This window comes from Variovorax sp. J22G73 (assembly GCF_030317035.1).
Classification (GTDB): Bacteria; Pseudomonadota; Gammaproteobacteria; order Burkholderiales; family Burkholderiaceae_C; genus Variovorax.
In genome coordinates this window covers 34,858-54,042 of sequence record NZ_JASZYK010000018.1, presented here as the reverse complement: position 1 = coordinate 54,042, position 19,185 = coordinate 34,858, and the positions used below count along the sequence as shown (strand labels likewise).

At 67.0% G+C, this 19,185-nt stretch carries 18 protein-coding genes; 13 read left to right on the top strand and 5 right to left on the bottom strand.

Annotated features, from left to right (window positions below; genetic code table 11):
• Positions 1-21: 21 nt before the first annotated feature.
• The gene (locus QTI51_RS35630; RefSeq protein WP_116910551.1) at positions 22-615 is read right to left on the bottom strand and encodes a YqiA/YcfP family alpha/beta fold hydrolase; all 594 of its coding nucleotides are present in this window, start codon (positions 613-615) and stop codon (positions 22-24) included.
• Positions 616-1,020: 405 nt separating this feature from the next.
• Here QTI51_RS35630 and QTI51_RS35625 point away from each other — a divergent pair, with 405 nt between their 5' ends.
• The 6 genes from QTI51_RS35625 (at position 1,021) to QTI51_RS35600 (ending at position 8,401) form a co-directional block, all read left to right on the top strand.
• The gene (locus tag QTI51_RS35625; protein ID WP_286517992.1) at positions 1,021-1,797 is read left to right on the top strand and encodes a response regulator transcription factor; all 777 of its coding nucleotides are present in this window, start codon (positions 1,021-1,023) and stop codon (positions 1,795-1,797) included.
• A gap of 6 nt (positions 1,798-1,803) precedes the next feature.
• Positions 1,804-3,666 carry a sensor histidine kinase gene (locus tag QTI51_RS35620; RefSeq protein ID WP_286517994.1) on the top strand — a complete coding sequence of 621 codons (1,863 nt, stop codon included), beginning with the start codon at positions 1,804-1,806 and terminating at the stop codon, positions 3,664-3,666.
• 32 nt (positions 3,667-3,698) lie between these two features.
• Entirely contained in the window at positions 3,699-4,853 is a 1,155-nt protein-coding gene (gene rodA, locus QTI51_RS35615; protein ID WP_116910548.1) for a rod shape-determining protein RodA, read from the top strand.
• Between the two features lie 119 nt (positions 4,854-4,972).
• A complete protein-coding gene (gene tldD, locus QTI51_RS35610) occupies positions 4,973-6,433 on the top strand; it encodes a metalloprotease TldD (RefSeq protein ID WP_116910547.1) in 1,461 nt (486 codons plus the stop codon).
• Between the two features lie 82 nt (positions 6,434-6,515).
• On the top strand, positions 6,516-7,052 hold the full coding sequence (locus QTI51_RS35605) for a hypothetical protein (protein WP_116910546.1): 537 nt from the start codon (positions 6,516-6,518) through the stop codon (positions 7,050-7,052).
• Positions 7,053-7,282: 230 nt separating this feature from the next.
• Positions 7,283-8,401 (top strand): 3-deoxy-7-phosphoheptulonate synthase, encoded by a 1,119-nt coding sequence (locus QTI51_RS35600; protein ID WP_286517996.1) that lies wholly within the window; start codon positions 7,283-7,285, stop codon positions 8,399-8,401.
• Between the two features lie 27 nt (positions 8,402-8,428).
• On the opposite strand, the gene QTI51_RS35595 is transcribed toward QTI51_RS35600, so the two are convergent.
• Together QTI51_RS35595 and mpl are read right to left on the bottom strand one after the other, a co-directional pair.
• Positions 8,429-8,938 (bottom strand): cupin domain-containing protein, encoded by a 510-nt coding sequence (locus tag QTI51_RS35595; protein WP_286517997.1) that lies wholly within the window; start codon positions 8,936-8,938, stop codon positions 8,429-8,431.
• Positions 8,935-10,347, bottom strand: coding sequence for a UDP-N-acetylmuramate:L-alanyl-gamma-D-glutamyl-meso-diaminopimelate ligase (gene mpl, locus QTI51_RS35590; RefSeq protein ID WP_286517998.1), 1,413 nt, complete (start codon positions 10,345-10,347; stop codon positions 8,935-8,937). Before mpl ends, QTI51_RS35595 begins: the two co-directional genes overlap by 4 nt.
• 111 nt (positions 10,348-10,458) lie before the next feature.
• Here mpl and QTI51_RS35585 point away from each other — a divergent pair, with 111 nt between their 5' ends.
• The 7 genes from QTI51_RS35585 (at position 10,459) to QTI51_RS35555 (ending at position 16,939) form a co-directional block, all read left to right on the top strand.
• A complete protein-coding gene (locus QTI51_RS35585) occupies positions 10,459-11,055 on the top strand; it encodes a hypothetical protein (protein WP_286518000.1) in 597 nt (198 codons plus the stop codon).
• Positions 11,056-11,601: a TlpA family protein disulfide reductase gene (locus tag QTI51_RS35580; RefSeq protein ID WP_286518001.1), complete on the top strand. Its 546-nt coding sequence runs from the start codon at positions 11,056-11,058 to the stop codon at positions 11,599-11,601.
• Positions 11,602-11,702: 101 nt separating this feature from the next.
• Positions 11,703-12,158 (top strand): acetyl-CoA carboxylase biotin carboxyl carrier protein, encoded by a 456-nt coding sequence (gene accB, locus QTI51_RS35575; RefSeq protein WP_116910540.1) that lies wholly within the window; start codon positions 11,703-11,705, stop codon positions 12,156-12,158.
• 2 nt (positions 12,159-12,160) lie between these two features.
• Complete coding sequence (accC, locus tag QTI51_RS35570) at positions 12,161-13,510, top strand: acetyl-CoA carboxylase biotin carboxylase subunit (protein WP_116910539.1); 1,350 nt, start codon at positions 12,161-12,163, stop codon at positions 13,508-13,510.
• A gap of 15 nt (positions 13,511-13,525) precedes the next feature.
• Positions 13,526-14,410 (top strand): 50S ribosomal protein L11 methyltransferase, encoded by an 885-nt coding sequence (gene prmA, locus QTI51_RS35565; RefSeq protein WP_286518002.1) that lies wholly within the window; start codon positions 13,526-13,528, stop codon positions 14,408-14,410.
• 110 nt (positions 14,411-14,520) lie between these two features.
• Positions 14,521-15,972, top strand: coding sequence for a zinc-ribbon and DUF3426 domain-containing protein (locus QTI51_RS35560; protein ID WP_286518003.1), 1,452 nt, complete (start codon positions 14,521-14,523; stop codon positions 15,970-15,972).
• A gap of 64 nt (positions 15,973-16,036) precedes the next feature.
• Positions 16,037-16,939 carry a carbohydrate kinase family protein gene (locus tag QTI51_RS35555; protein WP_286518004.1) on the top strand — a complete coding sequence of 301 codons (903 nt, stop codon included), beginning with the start codon at positions 16,037-16,039 and terminating at the stop codon, positions 16,937-16,939.
• Positions 16,940-17,065: 126 nt separating this feature from the next.
• On the opposite strand, the gene QTI51_RS35550 is transcribed toward QTI51_RS35555, so the two are convergent.
• Together QTI51_RS35550 and QTI51_RS35545 are read right to left on the bottom strand one after the other, a co-directional pair.
• Positions 17,066-17,626, bottom strand: a complete 561-nt coding sequence (locus QTI51_RS35550) for a histone H1-like DNA-binding protein (RefSeq protein WP_116910535.1) — start codon at positions 17,624-17,626, stop codon at positions 17,066-17,068.
• Between the two features lie 197 nt (positions 17,627-17,823).
• Positions 17,824-19,056, bottom strand: coding sequence for a ribonucleotide-diphosphate reductase subunit beta (locus QTI51_RS35545; protein ID WP_116910534.1), 1,233 nt, complete (start codon positions 19,054-19,056; stop codon positions 17,824-17,826).
• Positions 19,057-19,185: the final 129 nt, after the last annotated feature.

Below are 19,185 nucleotides of genomic sequence, written 5' to 3'. Positions count from 1 at the left end.
CCCGCCCGGGCCCAGCCGCGTTCAGACCGGGTTGATGAACGCCATCACGTCGTCGAGGTGGGCTTTTTCGAAATCGGACAGCGCGTGGTCGCTGCCCTCGAGCAGCTTGATGTTGCTGTCGGGGTAGCGCGCGGACATTTCGTGCCAGTCGAGCGCCTCGTCGCCCTTGGCGATGATGGCGAACACGCGCTCGGGCCGCGTGAGCTGGCCGACTTCCATGGCGCGCAGCTCGTGGATGTATTCGGGGCGAAAGTAGAAGTGCTCCGACGGGTCGTGCCACACGGTCTGGTCGCCGATGTAGCGCGTGAGGTCGCGCGCCGGGTGCACGGCGGGGTTCAGCAGCACGGCGCGGCAGCGCGTCATGCCGGCCACGTAGGTGGCGTAGAAGCCGCCGAGCGACGAGCCGACCACCGCCATCGACTTGCGCGGCCAGTGCGCGATGCCCTTCATCACCATGTCGATGGCGTCGTGCGGCGACGGCGGCAGCTGCGGGCACCACCAGTGGAGGTCCGGATGGCGTTGCGCCACGCGCTGCGCCATGAGCCGCGCCTTGGTGGAGCGGGGCGACGAGCGAAAGCCGTGCAGGTACAACAGGTGAGTGGTTTGCGGATCCATGCGAGGAAAAAACGGTGGGTGCCGAGGTTGCACCCCACTTGCCGGAAGCGGGTAATTCTGCATGAGGTCTGTTCTCGCGAGGCCGCTTCCAACGTACAAAAACCCCGCTGTCCGGGGTTCTTCGGTAAAGACCTGGCGTGCCGGTGCCAGGGGTGCTCAGGCATCCCGCGCACACCCCGTGGAGTGTTGCTGCGCGCAAGGAATTCAAAAGTATTCAGCCCGCAGCCATGGAAGCTTTGAATGGTCTACGTTCGGACTACTTCAGTTGCATGAACGCTGGCATGGGAGAGGTACCGCTGCGTTGTTCACGTGGCTGAAAGCGGCGCAAGTGTCGTGGCGGGCAGTGTTGCGTGCATCCCATGAACGGGGGAGTCTTGCCCGGATTTTCGACAGGCCGCGCGCCTTATGCTTCCGCCCATGAACACAGAGGCTCAGCACGACGCGACGCCACGCCGCTGGGGCGTGCTCGTCGTCGAGGACGACAGTCGCGCGCGCACCTTCTTCGAGGCCAGCGTGCAGCGCAGCCCGCGGCTGTACTGGCTCGGCAGCGCCGGCACGGTGCAGGAGGCGCTGGCCTGGCTGGCGCGCACCACCACCATTCCCGACGTGCTGCTGGTCGACCTGGGCATGCCCGACGGCACCGGGCTGGACGTGATCCGCGACGCGGTCACGCGCTTTCCCGGCTGCGAGCCGCTGGTGGTGTCGGTCTTCGGCGACGAGGAGAACGTGCTGGCCAGCATCGAGGCCGGCGCGGTCGGCTACATCCATAAGGACGCAGCGCCCGAGGACATCGCGCAGACCATCGTGGAGATGAAGGCCGGCGCCTCGCCGATCTCGCCCATGATCGCGCGGCGGGTGCTGGCCAAGTACCGCAGCCTGCAGTCGGCGGCGGTGCCGGGCGTGGCCTCCGGGAGCGCGGGTGGTTCGAGTGGAACCGGTGGCGCCGCGCCCGAGGCGGCGTCCGAGGAGTCCGACCGCGGCCTGTTGTCGGCGCGCGAGCACGAGGTGCTCACGCTCATCGCGCGTGGCTTCTCCTATGCGGAAATCGCGCGGCTCAAGGGGCTGAGCGTGCACACGGTGCAGACCCACATCAAGAACCTCTACGGCAAGCTCGCGGTGCACTCCAAGAGCGAAGCGGTCTTCGAGGCGACGCGGCTGGGCCTGCTGTCACACCCGGGCTGACGCCAGATGCGGCCGAGGCGGCTGTCGCTGCTTGCGCTATGGCTGGCGATGCTGCTGGCGGGGTGGTCGGGGCTGTGCGGGCTGTCGGCTTCGGCGGCGGTGGCGGCCGAAGCGCCCATTGAACTGCGCCACGGCACCGTGACCACTTCGGTCGACGGCGTCTTGCGCACCGAGCCGGTCGAGCTTTCCTACCACTGGGATCGGCGGCACCACGGGCGCCCCGGCATGGCGAGCTTCGAGCTGCCGTTCCGGCTCGACGCCGCGCCCGAAACGCCGTGGGGCATCTTCATTCCGCGCGTGGGCAACGTCTTCGAGGTGCAGCTCAACGACGCCTTGCTGCAGGTCTATGGCGACCTTTCGAAGGGCAATGGCGCCGACTACGCCAAGGCGCCCATCTATGTGCCGGTGCCCGGGCGGCTGCTGCGCCAGGGCGACAACCGGCTGCAGATCCGGCTGCGCGCGGACAGCGCCCGGCGCGCGGGCCTGTCGCCCGTGGTCATCGGCCCGGCGGCGCCGGTGCGCACCGAGCTGTTCGAAAGCGCGTACGCCTGGCGCTTCACCGGCTCGGTGCTGCTGACGGCCTTCAGCCTGGTCGTGGGCGGCATCGCGATGGGCCTGTGGCTGACGCAGGTCGACGCGCAAGGGCAGGGCCGGGGCGGGGCCCGGCGCGACGGCATCTACCTGTGGGTGGCGCTGGCCGAGTTCTGCTGGGCCGCGCGCGTGGCCGACAGCGCGATCGCCGAGCCGCCGCTCACCTGGGGCGCCTGGGGCGTGCTGATGGCGGCCTGCTACGCGGGCTGGGCGGCGTCGGCCATGATGTTCTGCTTTCACCTGTCGGGCTGGGCGCGCAACCCGCGCCTGCAGTGGCTGCGCTGGCCACTGTGCGCCATGGTGGCCGGCACGGTGCTGGCGAGTTCGCTGGCGCTGCAGCGCGACGAGCCGCTGTGGCTCACCGGCTGGCTCGCGGTCGAGATCGTGTTCGTCGCCGGCTTCGTGGGCGCCTTCGTCGTGGCCACGGTGCGCAGGCCGAACACCGAGCAGTGGCTGGTGGCGGGCGCGGCGCTGGTGTCGGTGGCCTTCGGCGTGCGCGACTGGCTGGTGATTCGCCTGAGCGACGCCTACGGGGAAACGACCTGGGTGCGCTATTCGTCGGTGTTCTTCGGCGTGGCGCTGCTGCTGATCGTGCTGCGGCGCTTTCATACCGCCACCGTGCAGGCGCGCGGCTGGGTCACGGCGCTGGCCGACCGCGTGACCCAGCGCGAGCGCGAGCTGGCCGCCACCTACGCCGAGCTCGAGGCGGCGGCGCGCGACCAGGCGCGCACCCACGAGCGCGAGCGCATCCTGCGCGACATGCACGACGGCGTGGGCTCGCACATCAGCTCGGCCATTCGCCAGCTGCAGTCGGGCCAGACCAGCTCGGGCGACCTGCTGCGCACGCTGCGCGACTCGCTCGACCAGCTCAAGCTGTCGATCGACTCCATCCACCTGCCGCCGGGCGACGTCGGCGCCTTGCTCGCGGCGGCGCGCTACCGGCTGGAACCCCGGCTGGCGGCGGCGGGCATCGCGCTCGAATGGGCCGTGGCCGAGCTGGCGCCGGTGGCGCGGCTCGACGCGCAGGCCATGCGCCAGCTGCAGTTTTTACTTTTCGAGGCGATTTCCAACGTGCTGCAGCACGCCCAGGCCAGCGTGCTGCGCATCGAGGCCGACATGCGCGGCCGCTCGCTGGTGTTGCGCGTGATCGACAACGGCAGGGGCTTCGACGCCGCGCACCCGCCGCGGGCGCTGGCCGAGCGCGCGGGGGCCATCGGCGCGGCGTTGGCGCTCGAAAGCCGACCTGGGCGCACGGTCGTTCAGCTGGTTTTCGGTTGAGGCAGGCGGCGGGGCGCGGATAATCCGCCCCCATGTCTGCCGTGTTCAATCAGCCCTCCCTGGCGCGTCGCATCGCGCCCATCTTCCAGGGCTTCGACGGCTTTCTGGCCTTCGCCGTGCTGCTGCTCGCGTTCGCCGGGTTGCTGACCATGTATTCCTCGGGGTACGACCACGGCTCGCGTTTCATCGACCACGGCCGCAACATGCTGCTGGCCGGGTTCATCATGTTCGTGGTGGCGCAGGTGCCGCCGCAGCGGCTCATGGTGGCCGCGGTGCCGCTGTATTCCATGGGCGTGGCGCTGCTGGTGGCGGTGGCGCTGTTCGGCATCACCAAGAAGGGCGCGCAGCGCTGGATCAACCTGGGCGTGGTGATCCAGCCCAGCGAAATCCTGAAGATCGCCATGCCGCTGATGCTGGCGTGGTGGTTCCAGCGGCGCGAAGGGCAATTGCGGCCGCTCGATTTCGTGGTGGCCACGGTGCTGCTGGCGGTGCCGGTCGGGCTCATCATGAAGCAGCCCGACCTGGGTACCTCGCTGCTGGTGCTGGCGGCCGGGCTGGCGGTGATCTTCTTTGCCGGGCTGCCCTGGAAGCTGATCGTGCCGCCGGTGGTGATCGGCGCGGTGGCCATCACGCTGATCGTGGGGTTCGAGTCGCAGCTGTGCGCCGACGGCGTCGACTGGCGCGTGCTGCACGACTACCAGAAGCAGCGCGTGTGCACGCTGCTCGACCCCAGCAAAGACCCGCTGGGCAAGGGCTTTCACATCATCCAGGGAATGATCGCCATCGGCTCGGGCGGCGTGGGCGGCAAGGGCTTCATGCAGGGCACGCAGACGCACCTCGAGTTCATTCCCGAGCGCACCACCGACTTCATCTTCGCCGCCTATTCCGAGGAATTCGGCCTGGTAGGCAACCTGGCGCTGATCGCGTCGTTCATCCTGCTGATCTTTCGCGGCCTGACCATCGCGGCCAACGCGACCACGCTGTTCTCGCGGCTGCTCGCGGGGGCGGTCACCATGATCTTCTTCACCTACGCCTTCGTGAACATGGGCATGGTGAGCGGCATCCTGCCGGTGGTGGGGGTGCCGCTGCCGTTCATCAGCTATGGCGGCACGGCCATGGTGACGCTGGGGCTGGGGCTGGGCATCCTGATGTCGATCGCGCGGGCGAGGAAGCTGGCGCAGAACTGACGCCGTGGTGAGCAGCGCAGGGCCTGCCTCGCCAGGCCGCGGTGTTGTGCCCCCGGCAGGGGGAAGGCGAAAGCGGCACGAAGTGCGCGCCGGCCCTGGGGGCGAGCAATAATCTGGCAATGATCTCCCGCGAACCCACCATCGAGCGCCTCGCCACGGCGCAACAGCTCCTTCTCACGCCGTTCGGTCTCGACGAATCGCACCTGAGCAAGGCCCTGGCCGAGATCACCTCGCACAAGGTGGACGACGCCGACCTCTACTTCCAGTACACGCGCAGCGAAGGCTGGAGCCTCGAAGAGGGCATCGTCAAGACCGGCAGCTTCAGCATCGACCAGGGCGTCGGCGTGCGCGCGGTCAGTGGCGAGAAAACCGCCTTCGCCTACTCGGACGACATCTCGGAGGCGTCGCTGCTCGACGCGGCGCGCACCGTGCGTTCCATTTCCTCCGCCGGCCGCACCGGCCGCGTGAAGACGCCCGCGCGCAAGATCGCGTCGAGCCGCTCGCTGTACGACGGCGTCGACCCCATTGCTACGCTCGACAGCACCGCCAAGGTGAAGCTGCTCGAAAAGGTCGAGAAGCTGGCCCGCTCGCGCGACCCGCGCGTGGCGCAGGTGATGGCCGGCCTCGCCAGCGAGTACGACGTGGTGCTGGTGGCGCGTGCCGACGGCACGCTGGCCGCCGACGTGCGCCCGCTGGTGCGCCTGTCGGTCACCGTGATCGCCGAGCAGAACGGCCGCCGCGAAATCGGCTCCGGCGGCGGCGGCGGGCGCTTCGGCCTGGCGTATTTCACGGACGAGCAGATCGCCGAATACGTCGACCACGCCGTGAAGGCCGCGCTGACCAACCTCGACGCGCGCCCGGCACCGGCCGGCGAAATGACCGTGGTGCTCGGCTCGGGCTGGCCCGGCATCCTGCTGCACGAGGCCATCGGCCACGGGCTGGAAGGCGACTTCAACCGCAAGGGCTCCAGCGCCTTCTCGGGCCGCATCGGCCAGCGCGTGGCCGCCAAGGGCGTGACCGTGCTCGACGACGGCACCATCGCCGACCGCCGTGGCTCGCTGAACGTGGACGACGAAGGCAATGCCAGCCAGCGCAACGTGCTGATCGAGGACGGCATCCTGAAGGGCTATATCCAGGACTCGATGAACGCGCGCCTCATGAAGGTCAAGCCCACGGGCAACGGCCGCCGCGAGAGCTACGCGCACGTGCCGATGCCGCGCATGACCAACACCTACATGCTCGGCGGCGATAAGGACCCGAAGGAAATCGTCGCCAGCATCAAGAAGGGCCTGTACGCCACCAACTTCGGCGGCGGGCAGGTCGACATCACGAGCGGCAAGTTCGTGTTCTCGGCCAGCGAGGCCTACTGGGTCGAGAACGGCAAGATCCAGTACCCGGTGAAGGGCGCGACCATCGTGGGCAACGGCCCCGACGCGCTCACCCGCGTGACCATGATCGGCGACGACATGGCGCTGGACACCGGCGTGGGCACCTGCGGCAAGGAAGGCCAGAGCGTGCCCGTGGGCGTGGGCCAGCCGACGCTGCGCATCGACGGCTTGACGGTGGGCGGCACGGCCTGAACCTGCCGAAGCGGGCCTGAAATTGGGCCTGAACGGCCTTGTTAAGCTGCGCTCCTTCGTTTTTCAAACAAGGAGCGTTTCGATGAGGATCAGGATCAATTCGTCCGCGGCTTTGCTGGCCGCGACCGCCGTCGTGGCACTGGCCACCGTGGGTTGCGCGTCGCGCGGCGGTTCGGGTGGCAGCCAGCCCGCGGCGGCCCCCACGGCTGCGGCACCCGCAACACCGGCTCGTGGCGGCGCCAAGGCCGGCATGGACGCGCAAGGCAACGTGGTCGACTCGTCGAAGATCGAAGCCGGCAGCGGCCGCACCGTGAAGGGCCTGAACGGCTACGAAGGCGAAATCACCGGCAACCCGGCGCGCAACAGCAAGTTCACGAAGCTGCAGATCGGCATGAGCGCCAGGCAGGTCACCGACCTCGCGGGCCAGCCCACCGACCAGGGCGCGTACGTGACCGGCAAGGCCTTCATCCCGTTCTATTTCGGCAGCGACCGGCATCGCTTCGAGATGACCTACAAGGGCCAGGGCCGCCTGATCTTCGCTGGTGGCGGCATGGGCGACTACTCCGCCGGCAACCTGATCTGGATCATTCACAACCCCAACGAATCGGGTTACCGATAAGAACAACGAACGCCCGGCCCCTGCGCCGGGTTTTCTTTTTCCGTGCTACATTCCGCCCACATGTCCGCCCTCCGCGCTTACTTTTTTGCCTACTTTTGGTTCCCGGTTTCCGGCGGACGAGAGGCGAGCGCGTAAAGCAAACGAACACCCTCCCAAAACCGCCGGTGGCCTCCAAGCCCCCGGCGGTTTTTTTATGCCCTGACGATATCCACTCCAACAAGGAAGCACCCATGAGCACGAACACTGCCCCCGCCAGCGACAGCTGGTATGCGAGCGTCGAAAAAACCAGCAAGACCGACGACGAACGCATCAAGGACATCAACGTGCTACCCCCTCCCGAACACCTGATCCGCTTCTTCCCGATTCGCGGCACGCCCGTGGAGACGCTGATCGAGGGCACGCGCCGCAGCATCCACAACATCATGGCGGGCAAGGACGATCGGCTGCTGGTGATCATGGGTCCGTGCTCCATCCACGACCCGGCCGCGGCGCTCGACTACGCCCGCCGCCTGAAGGTCGAGCGCGAGAAGTACGCCGGCACGCTGGAAATCGTCATGCGCGTGTACTTCGAGAAGCCGCGCACCACGGTCGGCTGGAAGGGCCTCATCAACGACCCGTACCTGGACGAGAGCTTCCGCATCGACGAAGGCCTGCGCATCGCGCGCCAGTTGCTGATCGACATCAACCGGCTCGGGCTGCCGGCGGGCAGCGAGTTCCTCGACGTGATCTCGCCGCAGTACATCGGCGACCTGATTTCCTGGGGCGCCATCGGCGCGCGCACCACCGAGAGCCAGGTGCACCGCGAGCTGGCCTCGGGGTTGTCGGCGCCCATCGGCTTCAAGAACGGCACCGACGGCAACATCCGCATCGCCACCGACGCGATCCAGGCGGCGGCGCGCGGCCACCACTTTCTTTCGGTGCACAAGAACGGCCAGGTCGCCATCGTGCAGACCAACGGCAACCCCGACTGCCACGTGATCCTGCGCGGCGGCAAGGCGCCCAACTACGACGCCGCCAGCGTCGAGGCCGCCTGCAAGGACCTCGAAGCCGCCAAGCTGCCGCCCACGCTGATGGTCGACTGCAGCCACGCTAACAGCTCCAAGCAGCACCAGAAGCAGATCGACGTGGCGAAGGACATCGCGGGCCAGATCGCCGGCGGCTCGAACCGCGTGTTCGGCGTGATGGTCGAAAGCCACCTGCAGGCCGGCGCCCAGAAGTTCACGCCGGGCAAGGACCAGCTGTCGGGGCTCGAGTACGGCAAGAGCATCACCGATGCGTGCATCGGCTGGGAAGACTCGGTGCAGGTGCTCGACACGCTGTCGCACGCCGTCAAGCGGCGCCGCGGCTGAGCGGGGCTGCTCTTAGGCTGCTCTTATCTAGAGCATGCGCGCCAGGTCGGGCCAGTGGTGCCGCATCGACGCAGCCTCATCGCTGCCGGGCGGCACCATCGAGAAGTCCGCGAAGTCGAAGCCCGGCCCGACCACGCACGCGACCAGCGTGTAGTCGCCGGAGGTGTGGCCCTGTATGGGTTCGGCCGCCTGCCACTGGCCGGCGGGCACCACATGCTGGGGGCGGGTGCCGTGGACATCGACCGGGCCCAGGCGCACATGGGCCGGCGCGATGCGCATGGCGGCGTCGCAGGTCCACAGGGCCAGCGGCACGCCTTCCAGGTGAACCCAGACTTCGTCCGACAGCACCCGGTGCCAGCGCGAATGCTGGCCCGCCTCGAGCAGGAAGTAGATGTTGGTCAGCGCGCTGCGCGGCGAGCGGCCGTCGCCCGGCGTGACGCTCGCGGCCGAGCGGAACACCTCGCTGTACCAGCCGCCCTCGGGGTGGGGCTGCAGCTTCAGGGTGTCGATCAGTTCGTGTGCGCGCATGCGGCTCATGATGCCGCCGGGCTGCGCAGCGCCGCAAGCAGTTTGTCGTGCACGCCGCCGAAGCCGCCGTTGCTCATGCAGACGATGTGATCGCCGGGCCTGGCGGCCGCGACGATCTGCGCCAGCAGCGGCTCGATAGCATTCGCCACCTGCACGCGTTCGCCCATCGGCGCGAGCGCCGCGGCGGCGTCCCAGTCGAGCCCGGCCGTGTGGCAGAACGAAAGGTCGGCCGCTTCCAGGCTCCAGGGCAGTTGTGCCGCCATAACGCCCAGCTTCATCGTGTTGCTGCGCGGCTCGAAGGCCGCGAGGATGCGCTCACTTTGCTTGCCGGCCGCGTCCAGCTTGCTGCGCAGGCCGTCGAGCGTGGTGCGAATGGCCGTCGGGTGGTGGGCGAAGTCGTCGTACACCGTGATGGCGCCGCCCGCGCGCTCGACCATGCCGCGCAGTTCCATGCGCCGGCGCACATTGCGAAAGCTGCCCAGTGCGCGCGCCGCTTCGGCCGGCGGCACGCCCACATGATCGGCCGCGGCAATGGCCGCGAGCGCGTTCATCTGGTTGTGCAGGCCCGAGAGTTCCCACTCGACACGGCCCACCAGCTCGCCGCGCCGGAGCACGTCGAAGGCGTCGTGCGAGCCGCGCGCCTGCCATTCCGTGTTCGCGCCGCCGTCGCCGAAGCGCGCCAGTTCGCTCCAGCAGCCTTGCGCCAGAACGCGCTGCAGGCTGTCTTCGGTCGCGTTCACCACCAGCCGCCCGGTGCTCGGCACGGTACGCACCAGGTGATGGAACTGCCGTTCGATGGCGGCAAGATCGTCGAAGATGTCCGCGTGATCGAACTCCAGGTTGTTCAATACCGCGGTGCGGGGCCTGTAGTGAACGAACTTGCTGCGCTTGTCGAAGAAGGCCGTGTCGTACTCGTCGGCCTCGATCACGAAGGCCGGGCCGTCTCCGAGCCGGGCCGACACACCGAAATCCAGCGGCACGCCGCCCACCAGGAAGCCGGGCGCCTTGCCGCCTTTTTCCAGCACCCAGGCCAGCATCGAAGTGGTCGTCGTCTTGCCGTGCGTGCCGGCCACGGCCAGCACATGACGGCCCAGCAGCACGTGTTCGGCCAGCCATTGCGGGCCGCTGGTGTAGGGCTTGCCGGCGTCGAGGATGGCTTCCATCAGCGGGAACTTGGGGCTGCCGTCGGCCAGCCGGGCTCGCGACACCACGTTGCCGACCACGAACATGTCCGGCGAAAGCGAGAGCTGGTCGGCGCCGAAGCCTTCGATCAGCTCGATGCCGAGGGCGCGCAACTGGTCGCTCATGGGCGGGTACACGCCGGCGTCGCAGCCCGTGACCCGGTGGCCTGCCTCGCGCGCCAAGGCGGCCACGCCACCCATGAACGTGCCGCAGATACCCAGAATATGAATGTGCATCGGTCGATTCTAGGGAAGCGACCTGCGGGTCCCGAGTGAGCGCGCCGGGTTTGTCCTGCATGCCGTACTGATGTTGGTGTGAGGGACGCCTTCCGCGGGCAAAATGCCGCGATGGACACGTCCAAGCGTGAAATTGCCGCCTCTGCAGCCCGCCTCGTTGTCGAGGAGGGACTGGAGTACGGCCCGGCCAAGCGCCGGGCACTGCGCGACCTGGGGCTGTCGGCGCGCACCGCGCTGCCGAACAACGACGAGGTGGAGGCCGAGGTGCGCGAATACATCGCGCTCTTCTGCGCGGACACCCAGCCGAAGGAGCTGCACGCATTGCGCATGCTGGCGCTCGAATGGATGGAGCGCATGGCGGTCTTTCGCCCCTACGTGGGCGGGGCCGTGTGGCACGGTACGGCCACCCGTTTGTCAGACATTTATATTCAATTGTTCTGCGATGATTCCAAATCGGCCGAAATCGCGTTGATCGACCATCACGTGGACTATGAACCGCGCATGGTTCCCGGGTTCCATGGCGAGCAGGTCGAGGCCTTGAGCGTGCATGCGCCGAGCCGCGCGCTGGGCGAGGAAATCGGCGTGCATCTGTTGGTGTACGACCTCGACGACCTGCGTGGTGCGCTGAAGCCCGATGCGCAAGGGCGCACGCCGCGAGGCGACCTGAACGCGCTGCGCAGACTGATTGAACGAGAAAAGGACAAGTGAATGACTTCTTCGCCTACCCGTCGCGGCATGCTCTATGCCGGCGTGGCGGCTGCGGCCGCGGCCGCCGGCCTGGGAGGCGCTTGGTGGAAGGAGCGCGTTAGCGGCGCAGGCGGCGAGGTGCTTGATGCAGCCTTTTGGGCGCAGAGCTTCGAACGGCCGGAGGGCGGTGACCTGGTCCTGTCGAGCCTGCGAGGCAAGCCGCTGCTGCTGAACTTCTGGGCTACATGGTGCCCGCCGTGCGTCGAAGAAATGCCGATGATCGACGCCTTTTTTCGCGAACATGGTGGCAACGGCTTGCAAGTGGTCGGATTGGCCATCGATCAGCCCAGCGCCGTGCGCAAGTTCCTGCAGCGCACACCCGTCACCTACCCGACCGGTTTGGCCGGGTTGCAAGGGACGGAACTGGTCAAGAACCTGGGCAATACCGGGGGTGGATTGCCCTTCACGCTGGTCCTGAATGGCAGCGGTTCCGTGGCGGCTCGTAAAATGGGCAAGCTCGAACCGGCCGACCTGGACACTTGGCGGCGTGAACTTGTTCATGGTTAGAATCGGCCCCCTTCCGCTGGCGTTGAACGCCAAACGCCGAAAATCAACGATTTTCGAACAAGTTATGTCCTGAAGACCGGCTAAGCCGGCACTGGAGTCCCATGGATCTGCGCAAACTCAAGACACTGATCGATTTGGTGTCCGAATCGAATATTTCCGAACTGGAAATCACCGAGACCGAAGGCAAGGTCCGCATCGTCAAGGGTGGCGGTGCCGCCCCCGTGCAGTACGTTCAAACTCTGGCACCCCAGGCAGCCGCACCGGCCGCCGCCCCTGGTGCCGCCGCAGCGCCCGCCGCGCCGGTCGCCGAAGCCGCGCCGACCGGCCATGCCGTGAAATCGCCGATGGTCGGCACCTTCTACCGCTCGTCCAGCCCCGGCGCCGCCGCGTTCGTCGAAATCGGCAGCAAGGTGAACGAGGGCGACACGCTCTGCATCATCGAGGCGATGAAGATCCTTAACGAAATCGAAGCCGACAAGTCCGGCACCGTCACCCAGATCCTCGGCGAAAACGGCCAGGCGGTCGAATACGGACAGCCGCTGTTCATCATCGAGTGACCATGTTCAAGAAGATCCTGGTTGCAAACCGGGGGGAAATTGCCCTCCGGATCCAGCGCGCCTGCAGCGAGCTCGGCATCAAGGCCGTGATGGTGTATTCCGAGGCCGACCGCGACGCCAAGTACATCAAGCTGGCCGAAGAGGCCGTCTGCATCGGCCCGGCCCCTTCGGCGCTGAGCTACCTCAACATGCCGGCGATCATTTCCGCCGCCGAGGTGACGGACGCCGAAGCCATCCACCCCGGCTACGGTTTCCTCAGCGAGAACGCGAACTTCGCCGAACGCGTGGAGCAGAGCGGTTTCCAGTTCATTGGCCCGACGCCCGACAACATCCGCACGATGGGCGACAAGGTGTCGGCCAAGCAGGCCATGATCAAGGCCGGCGTGCCTTGCGTGCCCGGCTCCGAGGGTGAGCTCTCGGACGATGCCGCCACCAACAAGCGCATTGCCCGCGCCATCGGCTACCCGGTCATCATCAAGGCCGCCGGCGGCGGTGGCGGCCGCGGCATGCGCGTGGTGCACACCGAGGCGGCGCTGGTCAATGCGATCCAGATGACCAAGGCGGAGGCCGGCGCGGCCTTCAGCAATCCGGCCGTGTACATGGAGAAGTACCTCCAGAACCCGCGCCACATCGAGATCCAGATCCTCGCGGACAAGCACAAGAACGCCGTGTACCTGGGCGAGCGCGACTGCTCCATGCAGCGCCGCCACCAGAAGGTGATCGAGGAATCGCCGGCGCCCGGCATTCCGCGCAAGCTGATCGAGAAGATCGGCGAGCGTTGCGCCGCTGCCTGCAAGAAGATCGGCTACCGCGGCGCCGGCACCTTCGAGTTCCTGTATGAGAACGGCGAGTTCTACTTCATCGAGATGAACACGCGCGTGCAGGTGGAGCATCCGGTGACGGAGTTCACCACGGGCATCGACATCGTCAAGACGCAGATCATGGTCGCGGCCGGCGAGAAGCTGCCGTTCACCCAGCGCCAGATCCAGATGCACGGCCACGCCATCGAGGTGCGCATCAACGCCGAAGACGCGTGGAAGTTCACGCCGTCGCCGGGCCGCATCACCATGTGGCACCCGCCGGGCGGCCCCGGCGTGCGCGTCGATTCGCATGCGTACACCAACTACTTCGTGCCGCCGAACTACGACTCGATGATCGGCAAGATCATCGTCTACGGCGACACGCGCGAGCAGGCCATGGCCCGCATGCGCACGGCGCTGAACGAGACCGTGATCGAAGGCATCCAGACCAACATACCGCTGCACCGCGAGTTGATGGTCGACAGCAAGTTCATGACCGGCGGCACCAACATCCACTACCTCGAAGAGTGGCTGGCCGCGCACAAGCGCTGATTCCGGAAGCCCGCGATGTTTGAACTCCGCTTGATGGCGCCGGAAGACCGGGTCGAAATGCTCAGCGATGCGCTCGACGCCCTCGATGCGCTCAGCGTGTCGGTGGAAGACGCCGACGCGCAGACCGACGCCGAGCAGGCGCTGTTCGGCGAGCCCGGCATGCCGCCGCCCAAGGACGGCTGGCAGCGTTCGCGCGTGATCGCGCTGTTCGCCGACGAGGCGCTCGCGAAGGAGGCCGCGTCGGTGCTCGCGCTGCAGGACTTCTTCGACGGCTGCGAGGTGCTCGGCATTGCATCCGTGCCCGAGCAGGACTGGGTGCGGCTCACGCAGTCGCAGTTTGCGCCGGTCGAGATCACGCCCGAGTTCTGGATCGTGCCCACGTGGCACGAGCCGCCCGAGCAGGCCGTGCAGGTGATCCGGCTCGACCCGGGCCTGGCCTTCGGTACGGGCACGCACCCCACCACGCGCATGTGCCTGCGCTGGATCGCGACCCGGGGCACGCTGGGCGACCAGCGCGTGCTCGACTACGGCTGCGGCTCCGGCATCCTGGCCATCGGCGCGGCCAAGTTCGGCGCTTCCGACATCGACGCAGTCGACATCGACGAAGCGGCGGTCTCCTCGACCGTGCTCAACGCCGAGGCCAACGGCGTGCAATTGAAGGCCGGCTTGCCCGAAGCCGCCAAGGGCACGTACGACACCGTGCTGGCCAACATCCTGGCCACGCCGCTCAAGGTGCTGGCACCGCTGCTGCGCAGCCATGTGAAGGCCGGCGGTTCGCTGGTGCTGGCCGGCATCCTCGAGCGCCAGGCCGACGAGTTGAAAGAAGCGTACGCACCCTATGCCGCGCTCGAAGTCAGCGACACCGAGGACGGCTGGATCCTCATGACCGCGCGCTGCTGACTTGCCGGGGAGCGCGCAGGCGGCCATGGGCGCGGCTTCGCGCCTTGCGTGCTTCTCGCGCCCCTCACACCCCTTACACGGCGGGGGCCCAACCCTACAATCGCCCGGTCATGAGCCTCGTCACGCGCTGCCCCGCCTGCACCACCACCTTCAAGGTGGTGCGCGACCAGCTTCGCATCTCCGACGGATGGGTGCGCTGCGGCCGATGCAGCCATGTGTTCGACGCCACGCTCGACCTGCATGAAGCGCCCGACGGCGCGTCGCCTCCCACGCAGGGCGGCTACATGCCGGGGCTGGTCGGCGCGGCTGCCGAGCCCAAGGTGCAAGTGCAGGTGCAGCCGCAGCCGCCATCGGCGCCTGAAGCTGCATCGCCACCTCCGCCTCCATCGTCACCGCCAGTTGCTTCGCCTTCCGAACCCGAGCGGCCCCAACCGCAGTCGGAGGACGCGGACTTCTTCGATGAAGAGCCAGAGCCCTCCCTGGCCGATGCGCCGCTGGAAACGCGAACCCCCGAGCGCACCGAGCCCGCCGACGCCGACGCCGCCGCGCCCGCGGCACCCGAAGCGCTCCCCGCTTTCTCGCTCACCTTGCCCGACCACGGCATCGCCGCCGACGAGCCCTGGTCCGACCTCGATGTTTCCGAACCCGCCTGGCGTCCGCCGCCGAGCACGCTGCCGCCGTTCCCGAACATCGACCTGAACCTCGCTTCGCCGCCCCCCGCGGCGCGGCCATCGCCGCCACCTCCGCCCCTGCCGTTCACGCCGCGCGTGCTGAAGACACGCGCGCTCATCGAGCGCGCGAGCGACGAAGGGGAAGGGGAGCGCGAGCAGGAAGAAAAAGACCACGACCAGGTGCAGATGCAGAAGGCGCTGCGCCGGTCGCGCGCCAAGTCGGCCAAGATCGCAGGCGCCAAGGCCCGCGAGGAGCGCGCCGCCGCCAAGGCCGCCGAAGCCTCGGTGGTGCAGGTCGCCAGTGAGCCCGACTATTCGCTGTCGGCCGCCTTCGAGCCGCCGCTGGGGCATCCCTTCGCCGACGAGGAAGAGGTTGCGCAACCGTCGTCGCCCGGCTTCTGGCAGCGCAGGAGCGTGCGCGCGGTGCTCATCGTGCTCGCGGTGCTGGCCGTGCTGTTGCTCGTGCTGCAGGTGCTGCGCCATGAGCGCGACGGCATCGCCGCGCGGCAACCCAACCTGCGCCCCGCGCTGGCCGCGCTGTGCCAGTACACCGGCTGCGAACTCGCGGCGCTGCGCCAGATCGGCGACATCGTGATCGAGGGCGCGGCCTTTGCGCGCGAGAAGAGCGGCGCCAACGACTACCGGCTGAGCTTCACCCTGCGCAACGGTGCCGCCGTGCCGCTCGCGATGCCGGCCGTCGAGCTGTCGCTGCTCGACACGCAGGAGCGCGCCGTGGTGCGCCGCGTGCTCACGCCGGCGGACTACGGCGCACCGGCGGTGCTGCAGGCGCGCGCGGACCGCGCCGCCTCGTTGCCGCTGAGCCTCTCGGCTTCGGAAGCCGCGGCACTGCCGCCCATCGCGGGCTACCGCGTCGAAGCCTTCTATCCCTGAACACGGCGCCTGCGCGCGCCGTGCCTTCGTTCTTCATTCATCCACCTCCAACCAACGGCACACCATGGCAGCAGTGATTTGCGGTTCCCTCGCGTTCGACACCATCATGACTTTCGAGGGCCGGTTCGCCGACCAGATCCTTCCGGACCAGCTGCACATCCTCAATGTGTCGTTCCTGGTGCCGACGCTGCGGCGTGACTTCGGCGGCTGCGCCGGCAACATCGCCTACAGCCTCAACGCGCTGGGTGGCACCGCGCTGCCGATGGCCACGCTGGGCAACGACGGCGCCCCTTACGTGGAGCGCATGCGCTCGCTGGGCATCGACACCGCGTTCGTGCGCCAGCTCGACGACACCTACACCGCGCAGGCGATGATCATGAGCGACGTCGACAACAACCAGATCACCGCCTTCCACCCCGGCGCGATGCAGCAGGCGCACGTCACGAAGGTGGTCGCGCGCGACGACATCAAGCTCGGCATCGTCGCGCCCGATGGCCGCGAGGCCATGCTGCAGCACGCCGAGCAGTTCGCTGCCGCCGACATTCCCTTCGTGTTCGATCCGGGCCAGGGCCTGCCGATGTTCGACGGCGAGGCGCTGCGCCACTTCGTCGAGCTCGCGAGCTGGGTGGTGGTGAACGACTACGAAGGCAAGATGCTTTCGCAGCGCACCGGCTGGACCCTGGCCGAGATCTCGCAACGCGTGCGCGGCCTTGTGGTCACGCTGGCGGCCGAGGGCTGCGAGGTGTGGGTCAACGGCGAGCGCGAGCATGTGCCCGGCGTGGTGGCCACCGAGGTGGTCGAGCCCACGGGCTGCGGCGACGCATGGCGCGGCGCGCTGCTGTTCGGCCTGGAAAAGGGTTGGTCGCTCGCGCAGTGCGCGGCGCTGGGCAACAAGGTCGGCGCGATCAAGATCGCGCAACGCGGGCCGCAGAACTACGAGATCGATCGCAAGGCGCTGGGGCTCTGATCGGTTTCATATCGGGCCGGTTCGCCGGTTTGTGCTTGACGCGGCGCCCGTTCGACGGACGCCCATGAAAAAAGCCCGACACCGTGAGGTGCCGGGCTTTTGCGCTTTCAAGGCTGCTGAGAAAACTCAGGGCTTGCTGGCCGTGGGGAACGGCCAGGCTGCCTGCGGATTCAGCGTCGTTTGCGCCGCGGGAGCGGGCGCTACGGCAGCAGCCTTGGCGGGCGCGGCGGCCTTGGCCTTGGGAGCCTTCTTTGCAGCAGGCTTCTTGGCAGCAGCGGCAGGCTTGGCGGCAGCGGGCTTTTTCGCGGCTTTCTTGGCCGCGGCCTTTTTCGCAGGCGCCTTCTTGGCGGCAGCCTTCTTCGCAGGCGCCTTCTTGGCAGCGGCCTTCTTCGCCGGAGCCTTCTTCGCAGCGGCCTTCTTGGCCGGTGCTGCCTTCTTGGCGGCTACCTTCTTCGCAGGCGCCTTCTTGGCGGCGGCCTTCTTGGCAGGAGCTGCCTTCTTGGCCGCAACCTTCTTCGCCGGCGCTGCCTTCTTGGCGGCTACCTTCTTGGCAGCGACCTTCTTGGCGGGAGCTGCCTTCTTGGCGGCTACCTTCTTTGCCGGAGCCTTCTTTGCAGCCACGACCTTCTTTGCCGGAGCCTTCTTTGCAGCGACCTTCTTGGCCGGCGCTTTCTTTGCAGTTGCCATTTCTATTTCTCCTTGATCAAGTTGAAAAAATCAACCTATTGAAGCACTCCACGCACGTTGGGTAGCGTGAAGTGATTCATGGCGTTGGAATCTGAGCCCCAGCACCATGAACACCTGAGCCCTCGTCCATGCCGCGCTCTTTGGCGCAGTCGGTGGCAAGGGCAATTCTTGAATTCATTAATTCTTGTCGAAAGATCTCAATCCCAGGAGAGCGCGCCACCCGATTGGTACTCGATCACGCGGGTCTCGAAAAAGTTGCGTTCTTTCTTCAGGTCAATCATTTCGCTCATCCAGGGGAACGGGTTTTCCTCGTTCGGGAAGAGCGTTTCGAGGCCGATCTGCTGTGCACGCCGATTGGCGATGTAGCGCAGGTAGCCCTTGAACATGGAGGCGTTCATGCCGAGAACGCCACGCGGCATCGTGTCTTCGGCGTACTTGTATTCGAGCTCGACGGCCTTCATGAAAAGGTCCTTGATCTCGGCCTTGAACTCAGCGGTCCAGAGGCCGGGGTTCTCGAGCTTGAGCTGGTTGATCAGGTCGATGCCGAAGTTGCAGTGCATCGACTCGTCGCGCAGGATGTACTGGTACTGCTCGGCGGCGCCGGTCATCTTGTTCTGGCGGCCCAGCGCGAGGATCTGCGTGAAGCCGACGTAGAAGAACAGGCCTTCCATCAGGCAGGCGAACACGATGAGCGACTTGAGCAGCGTCTGGTCGGTCTCGTGCGTGCCGGTCTTGAAGTGCGGGTCGCTGATGGCGTCGATGAACGGGAGCAGGAACTGGTCCTTCTCGCGGATCGACTGCACTTCGTTGTAGGCGTTGAAGATCTCGCTCTCGTCCAGGCCGAGCGACTCGACGATGTACTGGTACGCGTGCGTGTGGATCGCTTCCTCGAACGCCTGGCGCAGCAGGAACTGGCGGCACTCGGGCGCCGTGATGTGGCGGTAGGTGCCCAGCACGATGTTGTTGGCGGCCAGCGAGTCGGCGGTCACGAAGAAGCCGAGGTTGCGCTTGACGATGCGGCGTTCGTCTTCGGTCAGGCCGTTCGGGTCCTTCCACAACGCGATGTCGCGCGTCATGTTCACCTCTTGCGGCATCCAGTGATTGGCGCAGGTGGCGAGGTATTTTTCCCAGGCCCACTTGTACTTGAACGGCACCAGCTGGTTGACGTCGGTCTGGCCGTTGATGATGCGCTTGTCGGAAGCCTTGACGCGTTGGGCGGCAGCGGGAGCTGCGGCGGCAGCAACGGATCGCAGTGGTGCGGCGCCGTCATCGAGCGCGTTGAACGTGCGAGCTGGTTGTGCAATCGACGAAGTCGAAGCATCCACCGAACGACCTGCGGGCGAACCGAGGGTCGATGCGTTGTGGTGCTGCAATCCTTGTTGCATGTCCTTTGGTAAGGAGGGCTTGACTTCTTCGTCCCAGGTCAACATAGAAAAATCCAATGCTCAAATTATCGGAGTAACGATGTGAGTTGCAAAGTGCTCGTTCACATCGCACGCCATTTATGTGGTTGTTATGTTGCTCGCATGCATCGCGCGATGTCAGTCAATGTCGCCATT

Bases quoted from the DNA above. Each gene is read 5' to 3' on its own strand.
- tldD (WP_116910547.1), top strand. From the start codon at position 4,973: ATGATCTCCCGCGAACCCACCATCGAGCGCCTCGCCACGGCGCAACAG.
- QTI51_RS35550 (WP_116910535.1), bottom strand. From the start codon at position 17,626: ATGGCAACTGCAAAGAAAGCGCCGGCCAAGAAGGTCGCTGCAAAGAAG.
- mpl (WP_286517998.1), bottom strand. From the start codon at position 10,347: ATGCACATTCATATTCTGGGTATCTGCGGCACGTTCATGGGTGGCGTG.
- rodA (WP_116910548.1), top strand. From the start codon at position 3,699: ATGTCTGCCGTGTTCAATCAGCCCTCCCTGGCGCGTCGCATCGCGCCC.
- QTI51_RS35630 (WP_116910551.1), bottom strand. From the start codon at position 615: ATGGATCCGCAAACCACTCACCTGTTGTACCTGCACGGCTTTCGCTCG.
- QTI51_RS35625 (WP_286517992.1), top strand. From the start codon at position 1,021: ATGCTTCCGCCCATGAACACAGAGGCTCAGCACGACGCGACGCCACGC.
- QTI51_RS35605 (WP_116910546.1), top strand. From the start codon at position 6,516: ATGAGGATCAGGATCAATTCGTCCGCGGCTTTGCTGGCCGCGACCGCC.
- QTI51_RS35595 (WP_286517997.1), bottom strand. From the start codon at position 8,938: ATGAGCCGCATGCGCGCACACGAACTGATCGACACCCTGAAGCTGCAG.
- prmA (WP_286518002.1), top strand. From the start codon at position 13,526: ATGTTTGAACTCCGCTTGATGGCGCCGGAAGACCGGGTCGAAATGCTC.
- QTI51_RS35580 (WP_286518001.1), top strand. From the start codon at position 11,056: ATGACTTCTTCGCCTACCCGTCGCGGCATGCTCTATGCCGGCGTGGCG.
- QTI51_RS35560 (WP_286518003.1), top strand. From the start codon at position 14,521: ATGAGCCTCGTCACGCGCTGCCCCGCCTGCACCACCACCTTCAAGGTG.
- QTI51_RS35620 (WP_286517994.1), top strand. From the start codon at position 1,804: ATGCGGCCGAGGCGGCTGTCGCTGCTTGCGCTATGGCTGGCGATGCTG.
- QTI51_RS35600 (WP_286517996.1), top strand. From the start codon at position 7,283: ATGAGCACGAACACTGCCCCCGCCAGCGACAGCTGGTATGCGAGCGTC.
- accC (WP_116910539.1), top strand. From the start codon at position 12,161: ATGTTCAAGAAGATCCTGGTTGCAAACCGGGGGGAAATTGCCCTCCGG.
- QTI51_RS35545 (WP_116910534.1), bottom strand. From the start codon at position 19,056: ATGTTGACCTGGGACGAAGAAGTCAAGCCCTCCTTACCAAAGGACATG.
- QTI51_RS35555 (WP_286518004.1), top strand. From the start codon at position 16,037: ATGGCAGCAGTGATTTGCGGTTCCCTCGCGTTCGACACCATCATGACT.
- accB (WP_116910540.1), top strand. From the start codon at position 11,703: ATGGATCTGCGCAAACTCAAGACACTGATCGATTTGGTGTCCGAATCG.
- QTI51_RS35585 (WP_286518000.1), top strand. From the start codon at position 10,459: ATGGACACGTCCAAGCGTGAAATTGCCGCCTCTGCAGCCCGCCTCGTT.